This window comes from Kitasatospora sp. NPDC002227 (assembly GCF_040296285.1).
Lineage (GTDB): Bacteria > Actinomycetota > Actinomycetes > Streptomycetales > Streptomycetaceae > Kitasatospora.
On record NZ_JBEOWY010000044.1, the window covers coordinates 22,764 to 35,651 of the forward strand.

A 12,888-nucleotide genomic window follows, 5' to 3' on the forward strand; every position below is an offset into this window, starting at 1 on the left:
TGTCCATGCCGGGGCCGGGGTCACCCCTGGGCGGTCTACCAGTAGTCGGGGAGGGTGTAGCGGTAGGTGTTGGTGGAGTGCCAGTGGTGGTTGCCGTCGATCCAGGCGGCCACGCCCTTGAGGAAGCGGAAGACACTCGGGAGCGGGTGGGCGGCGGCCACCTCGGCGGCGGCGGACTCGAAGGCGTGCATCAGGTCGTTGTGGACCTCGATGGCCTTGAGGTAGGCGTCCCGCTCGCTCAGGCCCTCGCGCTCGGCCAGCACCACCGGCAGGTTGAGGTGGATGCCGGGGCTGTTGAGCTCCTTGGTGTAGGAGTACAGGTCGTTGACGATGGTGGTCGCGTTGGAGCCCAGCGCGATGGCCCGCTGCATGGCCGGGAGCGCGTGCAGCTCGGCGGGCAGTTCGTAGCCGCCGACGGTGTCGGTGATGGTCGGGCAGGGGCGGAAGTTGTTGAACTGCCGCATCGCCAGGTACTCCCACACCTCGGGGATGTACCCGGTCTCGGACCAGGCGGCCTCGGCGAGGTAGCCCAGGTGCAGCCGCGCCATGTCGTGGCGGAACCGGTCGGCCTGCGAAGGGGAGGCGGCGCGGGTGAAGTAGTCCATCGCCGAGCGGTAGGCTCGCCGGGGCGCGTCCTCCTGCAGCGAGTCCTGCCAGTGCGGGTGGTACTGGTCGGTGGTGTGCACCGGGTCGAGCGTGGTGTGCGCGAGCAGCAGGCGTCCGCCCAGGCCGACGGGGGAGCCGCCGTGGTCCTCGCAGTAGCAGTCGTCGACCACGTTCTCGGCGGCCATCAGGCGGGTGGCGAGCATGAGGTGGTCGACGGTCGGCGCGTCGGGGTGGCAGGCCACCATGTACTTGCCCAGGCTGAACCCGTCGAACTGGTCCTCCCACTCGGGCGGGTACAGCTGCACCTCGTCCACCGCCCAGTCCTTGACCCGGCGCCCGACCTCGGCGACCCGGGCGGGGTCGGGCTCGGGGACGGGGTGGTAGTACAGGCCGGGGACGGGCTGACCGGCCTCGGGGGCGGCGGGCGCGGGCGGGGTGAGGGCGGCGGGCCCGGTCAGGAAGGGCACCCGCAGGGTGGGCGCGTTCACCGCGGGAGCGGCTGGCGCGACGGGCACGCTCACGGCCGGGACGGCCGGCTTCTCCGCCGCCGGGGCCGCCGGGGCCGCCGGGGCCGCCGGGGCCGCCGGGTTTGCAGCCGGGGCGACCGCGGCGGGTGCCGGGCGCTGGCCGAGCAGGCCGCTGGTGCCGAGGCCGCTGGGGCCACGCAGGATGCGGTCCATCGCGGTGGCGTCCACGCCGTCACCGCGCGGGGGCGGCGGAACGGTCGGCGCCGGGGCGGCGGGGGAGGGCCCGGTAGCGGGCATCAGCTTGCTCCTTCTGCGTTCTGGGGCGTGTCCTGAAGGGTGCCTTCCGGCACCGGGCGGCATCCGGTGGACCCTGTCCAGACCCCCTTCCCCCCGGCTTCCCCCCAGGCGCGGGCGGCCTGCTCGGGCTGCCCACGAGCACACAACTTTCCCAGCCGTACACCCCGAAACCCGGGCGCGAACGGGCGCACGCAGTGCGCCACCAGCGCGCGACCGGATTCGCGCTCCCCCTGCCTCGGCTGCACGCCCGGCCCCGACCGGCGATTGCACCACTTGGCGGTGTCCCGTCCGCCCGGCGCTGCCGCGGGCGGCCCGGTGTGGAACGGTGGAACCGGGGCCGAGCCCCCAGGACGAGAGGAGTGACCCCGATGTCATCGAAGCGTCGTCGTAAGAAGAAGGCCCGCGCCAGGCGCGGCGCGAACCACGGCCGCCGCCCTCAGTGCTGAATCCGCCACCGCCCCGAGCCCCCACCGGGCCCGGGGCGGTGGCACGCCCGGGTCCGCTTCCCCGGTTGGAGAGAGGCGGATCGTCCGGCCGGTCGATGCCCACACCGCGCCGCCCGCCCGCCCGCCCCGTGGGCCGCCGTCTCCGGCGCCTCTGGACTGCGCCTCTCCCCAGCCCTGGTCCGAGCCGCGACCTCGCTCCCGTGCGGTCCCGCCCTGACCGCCGCCGCCCGTTCGTACCGGCCGCGCACCCGCCCGGCGGGTGGCTGACGACACGTCAGGATCAGCGGGCGGCGGGCTGCTTGCTGCGGTCGGTAGCCAGGTAGAGGGTGTCCACCCCGGGCTCCCGGTCGTCCGGGATGCGAAGGACGGAGCGGAACCCGAGGCTGTCGAGCAGTCTGAGGTGGCCGGTGTTGGTCGACCAGGTGCGCAGCACCACCCACGGCGCGGCCGAGGGCGGGAGGTCGAAGAGCGCCTGGTAGAGCGCCCGCGCGATGCCGAAGCGCCGGTGCTCGTGACGCACGGCGACGGTGCTGACGTACAGGCAGGGGCACAGCTCGGGGTAGCGCTGGTCGACGTGGTCGGCCCGGTAGGAGAGGAAGCCGACGGCCTGGCCTTCGTTGCGGCACAGGATGAGGTCCTGCCGGAGCATCTCCTGCAGGTAGTCACCGGCTCCGCCGCCGCCGGCGCCGCCGGTCAGGTCGGCCTGGGTGGTGTCGCGGCGCTCGGTGAGCGGGGGGACGAACTCCCCGGCGACCTCCTCGAACATCGCGGTCAGCTCGCGTAGTTCCGCCGCCGGGACGGTCCCCGGCCGGTAGTGCTCGGTGCTGATGCCGCCCACGCCACTCCTTCGCCGAACCGGCCGCTCCTGGCCGCCTGCCGCTCCGGGCGGCGCTCAGGGGCGTCGGCGCCGTGTCCACCACCGGCGCACAACGGTGAAATCTACCGCGAACAGGGCCAGGAATCCAAGCAGGAGTGTGACGGTGGTCACCACGTGGAGGGCGGTGAAGCCGACCTGGGCGAGCGCGGGCACCAGGCTGGCCACCCCGGCGGCCGCCGAGATGGCGAACAGGGCCTGGAAGCGCCGCAGTTCGATCTCCGCCCGGTGGTCGGCGAGCTGGCGCGAGTGGTCCTCCAAGGCGTGCAGCCGGGCCATCGCGGCCTCCCGGTGCCGGTGCACCTTCAGGCTCGTCTCCAGGTACTCGGCGACCCGCAGCAGCCCCGGGTCCTTGAGCATCACGTTGAGGTTGTCGACCTCCGACAGATCGTGGGCCAGCGCCGTCCGGTTCGCCGAGAGCACGTGCGGATCGGCCAGCTGCCAGCCCGAACCACCGCCCTGGCCGCGGAGGTTGTGCGCATTGATCCACAACTGGCAGACGTACCACTGCGCGTGGATCAGGTTCAGCAGCATGGTGACCGAGTCGGCCTCGGTGCCGATCGACTCCCGCGCGCCGCGGATCACCGTCGACCAGCCCGAACTCGCCACCTCCAGCCCGCCGAGGCCCAGCGGCTCGATGCCACCCCCGGTGGTGGGGGAGGGCCCGGCGAACCAGAGCAGCCGGCCGGCCACGGCGTCGGGCAACTCCTCGGGCGTGCCGAGGAAGCAGAGGCGGAAGTCGTGGAAGGCGTAGCAGAACGGCCGGGGCTCGACGAAGCCGGCCACCGCCGCGCGCAGGTCCCGGACGGCCGCGCCGTGCCGGTCCTCGGTCAGCGCCCGCTGCTCGGGCGGTATCCGCAGGTCCAGGCTGTCGCTCAGCGCGTCGCACCGGCGCAGGTACGGCACGTAGTCCTGGTTCTTCCACACCACCAGGTCGTCGTAGAACCGCTCCGGATCGGGCGCCTCCTGCCCCGGGCCGGGGGTGAAGGTGAAGTCCACCGAGAGCACACCGAGCCACGGGAAGACCCGCAGCCGGCAGTCGAACACCCAGACGCAGCCGCCCAGTTCGGCCTCGCCGCCGGGCAGGGCGCAGGAGACCACCGGCGCGTGTCCGGCCAGGTACGAGAGGTTCCAGCTGCGCAGCATCACGGTGTCCACGCAGACCTCGCCGTACCTGCGCTCCAGCACCCTGGTCAGCCCCGCGGTGTCGACCACCGTGCCGCCCAGGTCGTACTTGAAGGGCACGAGGACCACCGGCCCCGGTAAGTGCTGCGCCGCCATGCCTGCCCCCAGCTCCCCGCCGCGACGGCCACCCGTGCCCCCACGATAGGTGTGCCGCCGCACCCGCACCAGCACCGTGGCGGGCCGGGCCGTTCACCGCAGCGCGCGGGTCTCCCGGACCAGGTCCCTGGCGGCCTCCGGCCAGCGCGGGTGCTCGAACTCGAAGCCGGCCGCCAGCAGCCGGCCGGGGGTGACCCAGCGGCTCTTGAGCAGCAGTTCGGTGTCCGACCGCATGGCGAACGCCCCGAGCTCCGCCATCCACCGGGTGGCGGGCAGGCCCACCGGCACGCGGGCGGCGGCCCGCAGGCCCCGCATGAACTCGCGGTAGGGGAGTGGGTGCGGGGCCGCGAGGTTCACCGGCCCGCTGATGTCCTCCCGCTCGACCAGGAAGTCGAGGGACCGGACCAGGTCGTGGCCGTGGATCCAGGACATGTACTGCCCGCCGCCCGCGACCGGCCCGCCGAGCCCCAGCCGGGCCAGCCGCAGCAGCGCGTCGAAGGCGCCGCCCCGGCCGGGGCTCATCAGCATCGAGGTGCGCAGCGCGACCTTGCGGGTGTGCGGGGTGTCGGCCTGCTCCTGGGCCCGCTCCCAGGCCTTGGCGATCTCGACGCTGTACGCCCAGTAGGCGGGTGCGTCCGGCTCGCCGCCGCCGAGCACCCCGGTGGTCTCGTCGTTGGGGGCGTCGAAGCGGTGGGCGTAGACGGTCGCGGTGCTCATCTGCAGCCAGAGCTTCGGCGGCCGGGGCGCCGCCGCGACGGCCCGCCCCACGGCCTCGGTGGAGTGCACCCGCGAGTCCATCATCTCCCGGAGGTTGCCCGCCGTGTAGCGGCAGTTGACCGTCCGCCCGGCCAGGTTGACCACCAGGTCGCTGCCGTCCACCGCCTCGGTCCACGCCCCGAGCGTCCGCCCGTCCCAGGGCAGCACCCGCCCGCCCTGCGCCCGCCTGCTCAGCACGGTCACCTCGTGCCCGGCCGCGGTCCACTCCCGCTCCAGCAACTGCCCCACGTGCCCGGTGCCACCAGGCAGCACGATCCTCATCCGCCGACCTCCCCGTTCCGTTCCTTCGCGGACGAGCCTAACCAAAATGTGAACGTGTTCAAAATGGCTCGGAGGTCCGCGCCGAGCACCGGTGGCGGGCCCACCTGCCGGAACGCGCCGCCCGGCCGGTCGTGCCGCGTCCCCGTCCGGTCGGCGATGCCTTAGCGTCGGTCCCCAGTCCCGTGCGACCCACCGGAGCCCCGCCGTGCACCGCCTGCTCTCCGAACGCCCGCGCTCGGCGGTCAGCACCCTGGTCGCCACCGCCACGGCGCTGTTCCTGCTGTTCCTGGACGGCGGCCTGGTCCGCACCACCACAGCCGACGTGTTCGCCCTCGCGCTGCTCACCTATCTCGTCCCCTACCTGACGATCACCACCTACGTGTTCACCACGGCCTCGCCCGCCCAGGTCCACGCCTGGGCCGCCGAGCGGCCGGACCGCGGCACGGTGCTGCAGCGCTACGTCACCGGCAGCGCGCCCGGCCCCGGGGCGTCGATCTTCGTGGCGGGAGCGGCGCTCGTGGTCGCGGTGGCCTGGCGCCCGGGCTACCTCGCCTCCGAACTCGGCCCGGTCGCCCGGGCCGTCGTCGCCCTGGCCCTGGTGGTGGTCTGCTGGGTCTGCGTGGCGGTGTCCTTCGCGGTGGTCTACCAGGCCGACAACCTGCTCGAACGCGGGCAGGCCCTGGAGTTCCCGGGCGAGGAAGGCCCGGCCTGGAGCGACTACGTATATTTTGCGCTCGCCGTGATGACGACCTTCGGCACCACCGACGTGACCGTCCGCTCCCGCGAGATGCGCCGCACCGTGACGGCCAACGCCGTCATCGCCTTCGTGTTCAACACCATCACGGTGGCCAGCCTGGTCTCCGCCCTCACCAGCTTCTGACGGCGTCGCAACGGCGCTCGCACCGACGCCGATCCCCGTGAACGGCCTGCTCAGAACGCCGTGTCATGCCGGGCACCCACGTGCGACACGGGCGGCACCGCGCTCCGGACCCACCCGGCGAGCGGGGTGGCACAGCGGCCGTGAAGGCGGCCCGACTCGCTACGGCAGTGCGGACGGACCGCGGCGCTCCACAGGATCAGCGAAAGCGCCGGAAAACCTGATGCGCCCCGGCCCTCAGCTGCGCAGACTGGTCGGCGAACCCCGCTCCCGAATGCGAAGGATGCCCCGTGCAGGGTGCCGTCACCGTCTCCCCGTCCCAAGTCCCGGAGCTGCTGCTCGGCCTGGCCACCGTCCGGCCGGTCTTCCTGTGGGGCGCGCCCGGCATCGGCAAGTCCTCGCTGGTGAGGGCGTTCGCCGACTCGCTGGGCCTGGAGTGCGTGAGCCTGATCGGCACCCAGCTCGCCCCGGAGGACCTGGTCGGCGTCCCCCAGATCACCCCCGACGGCCGGTCCCGGTTCTGCCCGCCCGAGAGCATCGCCCGCGACCAGCCGTACTGCCTGTTCCTGGACGAGCTCAACGCCGCCACCCCCGACGTGCAGAAGGCGTTCTACAGCCTCATCCTGGACCGCCGGATCGGCTCCTACGAACTGCCCGCCGGCAGCATCGTGATCGGCGCGGGCAACCGGGCGACCGACGGCGCGCTGGCCCGCCCGATGGCCTCCGCACTGGTCAACCGCCTGGTCCACGTCCACCTGCGGGCCAGCTCCGCCGACTGGCTCGGCTGGGCCGCCGGCAGCGGCATCCACCCCTGGGTGCAGGACTACCTGACGGACCGTCCCGACCACCTGTGGTCCGCCCCGCCCAAGTCCGAGGAGCCGTTCTCCACCCCGCGTGCCTGGCACATGCTCTCCGACGCGCTGCACTCCTTCGGGCCGACCCTGGAGGAGGAGACCCTCAAGGTGCTCGCCCACGGCCTGCTCACCCCGCAGCACGCCGTGGCGTTCTGCGGCTACGCCAAGATCGTGCGCAACTCCTTCGGCCTGGACGCGATCCTCAAGGGCGACGCCCGCTGGCCCGGCCGCCTCGAGGACCGCGACCTGCTCTACTACCTCGCCGACAGCTTCCGCGGCCGCCTGGTCAAGGAACTGCCCGCCAGGAAGGAGTACGCCTCCGACAGCCAGCGCAAGGTCGCCTACCGGGCCAAGTCGCTGCTGGTCCAACTCGCCGAGATCTCCGTCGAGGTGGCACAGACCGTGATCGCCGACGGCGCGGACGGGAACCCGGTGCTGCCCTCCTGGTTCCTGATCGAGGCCGCCCGCGACATGCCCCGCCTGGTCGAGGCCCGCCGGTGAGCAAGCCCACCGGCACGAAGAACGGCAAGGCCCAGGCCAAGCCGGACTTGGCGACCGAGGCGTTCAACGAGGGCCTGGCCATGCTGCGCGGCAACACCGCCTTCGCCTCCCTCTCCTTCACCGCCTCGATCTGCCGCGGCCCCGACTGCGCCCACCCGCCGGCCCCGAACGGCTGGGCGGTCACCGACTCCAACGGCACCGTCCACGTCAACATCAAGCGCCGGGCCGAACCCGCCGAATGGGCCTGGGTCCTGGCCCACAGCCTGCTCCACCTCGGCTTCGGCCACCTGCCCGCCGAGACCGGCCCGCGCACCCAGCCCGACGCCCACCTGCTGGCCGCCCGCTGCCACGTGGTCAACCGCTTCCTGACCACCTTCCCGATGGGCCGAGCCCCCGTCGAACTCCCACCCGTCCACGCCGGCGGGGACGAGGAGGAGCTCGCCGAGCGCTGGCGCCGCGACGGGCTGCCCGAAGTGCGCGGCACCGGCGGCCACGCACCGGACCAGTTCCTGCGCCCCTGGCCCGACCGGCAGCCCGAGGACTGGACCACCGCCTTCGCCGCCGCGCTCACCCGCACCATGTCCGCCGCGATGGACCTGGCCGGCGGGCGCCGCGACGAACTCACCGGCGCCCGCCACCCCGAGCGGCCGTGGACCCGCGCGCTCAACTGGTTCGTCTCCTCCTACCCGCTGCTCGGCGGCCTCGCCGCCGGCATCACCCTGGTCGCGGACGCCGAACTCGCCCGCGCCCAGGGCATCGCCATCGCCGCCGTCAACGCCGAGGCGGGCGAGATCTACCTCAACCCGCTGCGCCACTACAGCGAGGAGGAGTGGCGGTTCATCCTCGCTCACGAGATGCTGCACGCCGCGCTGCGCCACGGCGAGCGCTGCGGCGGCCGCGACCCGTACCTGTTCAACGTCGCCGCCGACTACGTCATCAACGGCTGGCTGCTCGAGATGGGCGTCGGCGTGATGCCCGAAGGCCTGCTGCACGACCCGGAATTGAAGGGCCTCTCGGCCGAGGAGGTCTACGACCGGATCGTCCGCGACCAGCGCCGGATCCGCCGCCTGGCCACCATGGCCGGCAAGGGCCGCCCCGACGTGCTCGGCGAACCCCTCGGCCCGACCCGCGACTACGTGGACCTGGACGACTTCTACCGCCGCGGCCTCCAGCAGGGCTTCGACCTGCACCAGCGCGAACGCGGCCTGCTGCCCGCCGGGTTGGTGGAGGAGATCCGCGCGCTCGCCCACCCGCCGGTGCCCTGGGACGCCCGACTGGCCCGCTGGTTCGACGAGTTCGTACCCTCCCCGGTGGCCGTGCGCAGCTACGCCCGCCCGTCCCGCCGCCAGGCCTCCACCCCCGACATCCCGCGCGCCGGCCGGTACTTCCCGCCCGAGGAGCAGGCCCGCTGCACCTTCGGCGTGGTCCTCGACACCTCCGGCTCCATGGACCGCCGCCTGCTCGGCCTCGCACTCGGCGCGATCGCCTCCTACGCGGCCGCCCGCGACGTCCCCGCCGCCCGCGTCGTCCACTGCGACGCCGCCCCCTACGACGCCGGCTACCTCCCGCCCGAGGACATCGCCGGCCGCGTCCGCATCCGAGGCCGCGGCGGCACCGTCCTCCAGCCCGGCATCGACCTCCTGGAACGCGCCGAGGACTTCCCGTCGGCCGCACCCGTCCTGGTCATCACCGACGGCGACTGCGACGTACTACGCATCCGCCGCGAGCACGCCTACCTCGTCCCGCAGGGCGCCTGTCTGCCCTTCACCCCGCGCGGCCCGGTCTTCCGGCTGCGCTGAGCCCCCTCGGGGAGCAGGCGCCGGCCGAGCTGCCGGATGCGCCAAGGATCCGCTGTGAGCGTGCTCCTCCCGTCCCGGAGGGCGCCTGCCCGCCCTTCACCCCTCAGGCGTCTCCCGGCAGCAGGTGCTGGTCCAGCTGCCTGAAGCTCCAGTTGCCGCCGGTGCGGGTGAACACCCACACCAGGTCGAACCGGTCCGGCCAGCCGGCCGGTGCGCCGGCCGACGGGGCGAGGGCCCTGGCGAAGGCGGGTATCCGGCTGTGCTCCCAGCAGACCAGTACGGGGCCGCGCTGCGCCGCCACCGCCCGGGCGAGCGCGCTCTCCTGCGTCTCGGCATAGCCGAGGTCGACGTTCAGGCCCAGCTTTCGGGCCAGCGGGGTGACCGTCTGCCGCATCCGGTGCGCTCCGGCGTGCGGGCCGCTGTCGGCGGCCGCGTAGATCTTGGCCGGAGTCCGCAGCCCGGCGGCCGGCTGCGGCGTGAACAGCCCCGGCAGTGCCTCGGCCCGCTGCCAACCCCGTTCGGTGAGCGAGGAGTTGTCGGCCCGTCCGGCGTCGTCCCGGCCCTGGCTGCCCCCGGCGGGCTTCTCGCCGTGCCGGATCACCATCACCGTGAGGCCGCCCGTCGTGGCCGTGGCGGCCGGGGCGGGGTCGTTCGCGGTGCCGTTCGCGGTGCCGTGGCCGTGGCGCTGCCTCGGCCCGCAGCCGGCCAGCAGCAGCGCGGAGCCGGCCAGAGCGGTGAGGGCGGCGCGGCGGGTGGGGGAGGCCGGCGGGCGGTTCGACGTCATGGCACGGCACGCTAGCGGGGGCGGATGAGAGTCTGTTCAAGAGCTGGTCACGGGTGCGGCCCAGCAGGCCCGGATCCCGGCCGGGCACGGTCACGGGGTGAGGACGATCTTGCCGCTGGTGGTGCCGGACTCGGCGAGCCGCAGCGCCTCGGCGGCCCGGCTGAGCGGGAGCTCGGCCGCGATGTGGGCGGTGATCTCGCCCTGGTGCAGTGCGGCGAACACCCGGGTGAGGTCCTCGGCGAGGCGGGCCCGGAACTTGCCCTGGGCGAGCGCCCGGCCGGCCCAGATGTTGTAGAAGTGGGCGCGGCGGCCGTTCGGCAGGGTGTTCCAGAGCAGGGTGCGGCCGAGGATCTTCAGTACGGGCCACTGCTTGGAGCCGCTGTCGTCCCGGGTGGAGGCGCTGCCGTAGGCGACGAGGGTGCCGTGCGGGGCGAGCAGGTGCCAGGAGTCGATGACGCTGCGGCCGCCGAGGTGGTCGAAGACCGCGTCCACCCCGCCCGGGGCGAGCTTGCGGACCTCGGCGGGGACGTCCGCGCCGCGGTAGTCCACGGGCAGCACGCCGAGCCGGCGCAGGGCGTCGTGGTGCCGGGCGGAGGCGGTGCCGATCACCGTCACCCCGGCGGCACGCGCCAGCTGGGCCAGGACGGAGCCGACGCCGCCGCTCGCACCGTGCACCAGCACGGTCTGGCCCGAGCGCACCTTGGCGAGGCGGTGCAGCATCTGCCAGGCCGTGATGCCGTTGACCACCACGGTCTCGGCCTCGGCGGCGGTGACGCCGTCGGGCACCGGGACCAGGTCGGCGGCGTCGACCAGGACGTGGCTGGCCCAGCCACCGGTCTTCAGCAGGGCCGCCATCCGCCGCCCCACCAGCGCGGGGTCGACGCCCCCGCCGACGCTGTGCACCTGGCCCACCAGGTCGTAGCCGGGGACGAAGGGGAACGGCGGCTGGTCGTAGTAGCGCCCGCGCCGCATCTGCTGCTCGGCGAAGGAGACACCGGTCGCCTCCATGGCGACGACCACCTGCCGGGGGCCGGGGGCCGGGACGGTGCCGTGGCGCAGCGTGAGCCCCTCCGGCGCGACGACACCCGGCAGGACGACCTCGAGAAGCTGTCCGTTGTTCATGATGCTCTCCGTTTCGACAGTGCTGATCTCGTTCGTTAGAAGTTATAACTCTCGCGATCGGTGAGAGTCAAGAAGAAGAGTGATAACCTCTAACTACTGCTGAATCGGCAGCACCAAGAGCGGGCAGACGGAGACGCACGTGGCCGAGACCGAAGCGAAGACCCCCCGCGAGCGCTACCGCGCCCAGGTCCGCGAAGAGATCAAGAAGCACGCCTGGGAGCAGATCACCACCGCTGGAGCCTCGGCCCTCTCCCTCAATGCGGTGGCCAAGCAGATCGGCATGAGCGGCCCGGCCCTCTACCGCTACTTCGCCAACCGGGACGAGTTGATCACCGAGCTGATCCGGGACGCCTTCCGCAGCCTCGCCGACACCTTCCAGGCCCGCGCTGCGGCCGGGACCGACCTGACCGACCTGGCCCTGACGCTACGCCGCTGGGCCCTGGCGGACCCCCAGCGCTACTTCCTGGTCTTCGGCACCCCCGTGCCCGGCTACCACGCTCCCGAGGACGTCACCCGGACGCTCGCCGAGGTCATGACGGTGCTGCTCGACACCTGCACCGCCGCCCCCACCCCCTCCCCGCTCCCGCCGTCCCCCCTCGACGCCCACCTGGCCGACCACCGTGCCTGGGCCGGCGACCACCCCGCCCCGCCCACCGAACTGCACCGCGCCCTCGCCACCTGGACCCGCCTGCACGGTCTGCTCTCCCTCGAGCTCGCCGGCCACTTCACAGGCATGGGCCTGGACCCCGCCGAGCTCTACGCCGCCGAGGTCCAGGCCCTCGCCCACGGCTGACCGGCCCGGCGCCCCACACGCCGCAGCCCCGGGCCGGCCTTCGGACCGGCCCCCGGATCAGTCCGAGAAGTCGCGCTCGTCCAACACGTCCAGATTGCGGAAGAGCGGCGGCCCGTCGCACAGCGCCATGGCCTGCGCGGCGAACTCCGCCGTCTCGGGCCGGTCCGAGTTGGTCATCGCCTGCTCGTACGACGGGAACTCGACGATGTTCAGGTAGACGTTCTCGCCGTCCCGGTCCCGGGTCTGCAGGGCGCGGGTGGCCAGCCGGTTGCCCGCGTTCTTCTCGACCCAGCTGTCCAGCAGGGCGTTGAACTCGTCGATCCGGCTGGTCCGGTACTCGATGATCTGGACGAACTTCATAACGGCGCCTCCTCGGCCCGGCTCCGGCCCGACCATGGCCGACGGGTCGGACTGTTCCCTTCCAGCCTCCGCCGCCCCGCCCCGACTCGCAGCTCCGCCGCCCTCAGGGCCTGTCCAGCAGTTCCCGTCAGGCGGCCCCTATCGGGCCGGTCCGCACAGCACGGGCACCTCCGCCGACGGCACAGTGGTGACGGCCGCCTCCGGCCGCCCCGCCCACCGCCGGATCCCCGCGACGTCGACCCCGAAGGGCGGGTGCGCCTCGAAAGGTGCCAAGCCCTGCGCCGCGCGGGCCAGCAGCGCGGCGGCGCCCTTGGTGTTGCCCCGGGCGGCGTGGGTCAGCCCGACGGCGTACTGTGCCAGCGCCCGCCACAGCGCCCGCTCCTCCTCGGGGGAGTTTTTCCAGCGGTCCTCCAGCACCTCGTGCGCGTGGAACGGCATTCCGGCGTCCAGGAGTTGTTGCGCCTCGGCCAAGGTCTGCGCGGCGGAGCGCAGCACGCCCTCCGGCTGGCGGGGCGCACCGCTGCTCCCGTACGGCAGTGGCCGGCCGAGACCGTCGCGGGGCCGCCCGTTACGGGCCCGGCCCTCCGGGTCGCGATCCCGCCCGGGCCGCCCGGCCACCCGGCGCGGCACGGCCGATTCCTCCGGCCGGTGCCCGCACTCCGTCCGCAGACCCCCGCACCGCGCGCACACCTGGTCGAGCCAGCACGCGGCCTCGCCGCCTTCGTGTTCCACCTGCCCCATGCGCCGATTATCCCGCCCCGACCGCCCTCGACCGCCCCCTGGCCCGAG

At 73.7% G+C, this 12,888-nt stretch carries 13 protein-coding genes; 5 read left to right on the forward strand and 8 right to left on the reverse strand.

What is annotated here, in order from left to right:
* Positions 1-35: 35 nt before the first annotated feature.
* Entirely contained in the window at positions 36-1,370 is a 1,335-nt protein-coding gene (locus ABT095_RS29460; RefSeq protein ID WP_502885048.1) for a family 2 encapsulin nanocompartment cargo protein terpene cyclase, read from the reverse strand.
* Between the two features lie 368 nt (positions 1,371-1,738).
* Here ABT095_RS29460 and ABT095_RS38905 point away from each other — a divergent pair, with 368 nt between their 5' ends.
* On the forward strand, positions 1,739-1,816 hold the full coding sequence (locus tag ABT095_RS38905) for a hypothetical protein (protein WP_464336931.1): 78 nt from the start codon (positions 1,739-1,741) through the stop codon (positions 1,814-1,816).
* A gap of 280 nt (positions 1,817-2,096) precedes the next feature.
* Here ABT095_RS38905 and ABT095_RS29465 read toward each other — a convergent pair whose 3' ends face one another.
* The 3 genes from ABT095_RS29465 to ABT095_RS29475 all read right to left on the reverse strand — a co-directional run bounded on the left by ABT095_RS29465 (position 2,097) and on the right by ABT095_RS29475 (position 5,009).
* The gene (locus tag ABT095_RS29465; protein WP_350532590.1) at positions 2,097-2,654 is read right to left on the reverse strand and encodes a GNAT family N-acetyltransferase; all 558 of its coding nucleotides are present in this window, start codon (positions 2,652-2,654) and stop codon (positions 2,097-2,099) included.
* A gap of 54 nt (positions 2,655-2,708) precedes the next feature.
* On the reverse strand, positions 2,709-3,935 hold the full coding sequence (locus ABT095_RS29470; protein WP_350532591.1) for a hypothetical protein: 1,227 nt from the start codon (positions 3,933-3,935) through the stop codon (positions 2,709-2,711).
* A 129-nt stretch (positions 3,936-4,064) separates the two neighbouring features.
* The gene (locus ABT095_RS29475; RefSeq protein ID WP_350532592.1) at positions 4,065-5,009 is read right to left on the reverse strand and encodes a TIGR01777 family oxidoreductase; all 945 of its coding nucleotides are present in this window, start codon (positions 5,007-5,009) and stop codon (positions 4,065-4,067) included.
* Between the two features lie 205 nt (positions 5,010-5,214).
* Here ABT095_RS29475 and ABT095_RS29480 point away from each other — a divergent pair, with 205 nt between their 5' ends.
* From ABT095_RS29480 to ABT095_RS29490, 3 genes are all read left to right on the forward strand, one after another.
* Complete coding sequence (locus ABT095_RS29480) at positions 5,215-5,889, forward strand: DUF1345 domain-containing protein (protein WP_350532593.1); 675 nt, start codon at positions 5,215-5,217, stop codon at positions 5,887-5,889.
* Positions 5,890-6,176: 287 nt separating this feature from the next.
* Positions 6,177-7,241 carry an ATP-binding protein gene (locus ABT095_RS29485; RefSeq protein ID WP_350532594.1) on the forward strand — a complete coding sequence of 355 codons (1,065 nt, stop codon included), beginning with the start codon at positions 6,177-6,179 and terminating at the stop codon, positions 7,239-7,241.
* Complete coding sequence (locus ABT095_RS29490) at positions 7,238-9,040, forward strand: vWA domain-containing protein (protein WP_350532595.1); 1,803 nt, start codon at positions 7,238-7,240, stop codon at positions 9,038-9,040. Before ABT095_RS29485 ends, ABT095_RS29490 begins: the two co-directional genes overlap by 4 nt.
* A gap of 103 nt (positions 9,041-9,143) precedes the next feature.
* Here ABT095_RS29490 and ABT095_RS29495 read toward each other — a convergent pair whose 3' ends face one another.
* Both ABT095_RS29495 and ABT095_RS29500 read right to left on the reverse strand, forming a co-directional pair.
* A complete protein-coding gene (locus ABT095_RS29495) occupies positions 9,144-9,824 on the reverse strand; it encodes a histidine phosphatase family protein (RefSeq protein ID WP_350532596.1) in 681 nt (226 codons plus the stop codon).
* A gap of 90 nt (positions 9,825-9,914) precedes the next feature.
* Positions 9,915-10,946, reverse strand: coding sequence for a medium chain dehydrogenase/reductase family protein (locus ABT095_RS29500; RefSeq protein ID WP_350532597.1), 1,032 nt, complete (start codon positions 10,944-10,946; stop codon positions 9,915-9,917).
* Positions 10,947-11,085: 139 nt separating this feature from the next.
* Between ABT095_RS29500 and ABT095_RS29505 the strand changes: the two genes are divergently transcribed.
* The gene (locus tag ABT095_RS29505; protein ID WP_350532598.1) at positions 11,086-11,739 is read left to right on the forward strand and encodes a TetR/AcrR family transcriptional regulator; all 654 of its coding nucleotides are present in this window, start codon (positions 11,086-11,088) and stop codon (positions 11,737-11,739) included.
* Positions 11,740-11,796: 57 nt separating this feature from the next.
* Here ABT095_RS29505 and ABT095_RS29510 read toward each other — a convergent pair whose 3' ends face one another.
* Entirely contained in the window at positions 11,797-12,099 is a 303-nt protein-coding gene (locus ABT095_RS29510; protein WP_350532599.1) for a hypothetical protein, read from the reverse strand.
* A 138-nt stretch (positions 12,100-12,237) separates the two neighbouring features.
* Positions 12,238-12,840 (reverse strand): DUF309 domain-containing protein, encoded by a 603-nt coding sequence (locus ABT095_RS29515; protein ID WP_350532600.1) that lies wholly within the window; start codon positions 12,838-12,840, stop codon positions 12,238-12,240.
* Positions 12,841-12,888 lie beyond the last annotated feature (48 nt).

Excerpts from the sequence above, each read along its gene's own strand:
- ABT095_RS29460 (WP_502885048.1), bottom strand. The coding sequence starts at position 1,370 with ATGCCCGCTACCGGGCCCTCCCCCGCCGCCCCGGCGCCGACCGTTCCG.
- ABT095_RS38905 (WP_464336931.1), top strand. The coding sequence starts at position 1,739 with ATGTCATCGAAGCGTCGTCGTAAGAAGAAGGCCCGCGCCAGGCGCGGC.
- ABT095_RS29475 (WP_350532592.1), bottom strand. The coding sequence starts at position 5,009 with ATGAGGATCGTGCTGCCTGGTGGCACCGGGCACGTGGGGCAGTTGCTG.
- ABT095_RS29495 (WP_350532596.1), bottom strand. The coding sequence starts at position 9,824 with ATGACGTCGAACCGCCCGCCGGCCTCCCCCACCCGCCGCGCCGCCCTC.
- ABT095_RS29500 (WP_350532597.1), bottom strand. The coding sequence starts at position 10,946 with ATGAACAACGGACAGCTTCTCGAGGTCGTCCTGCCGGGTGTCGTCGCG.
- ABT095_RS29510 (WP_350532599.1), bottom strand. The coding sequence starts at position 12,099 with ATGAAGTTCGTCCAGATCATCGAGTACCGGACCAGCCGGATCGACGAG.
- ABT095_RS29515 (WP_350532600.1), bottom strand. The coding sequence starts at position 12,840 with ATGGGGCAGGTGGAACACGAAGGCGGCGAGGCCGCGTGCTGGCTCGAC.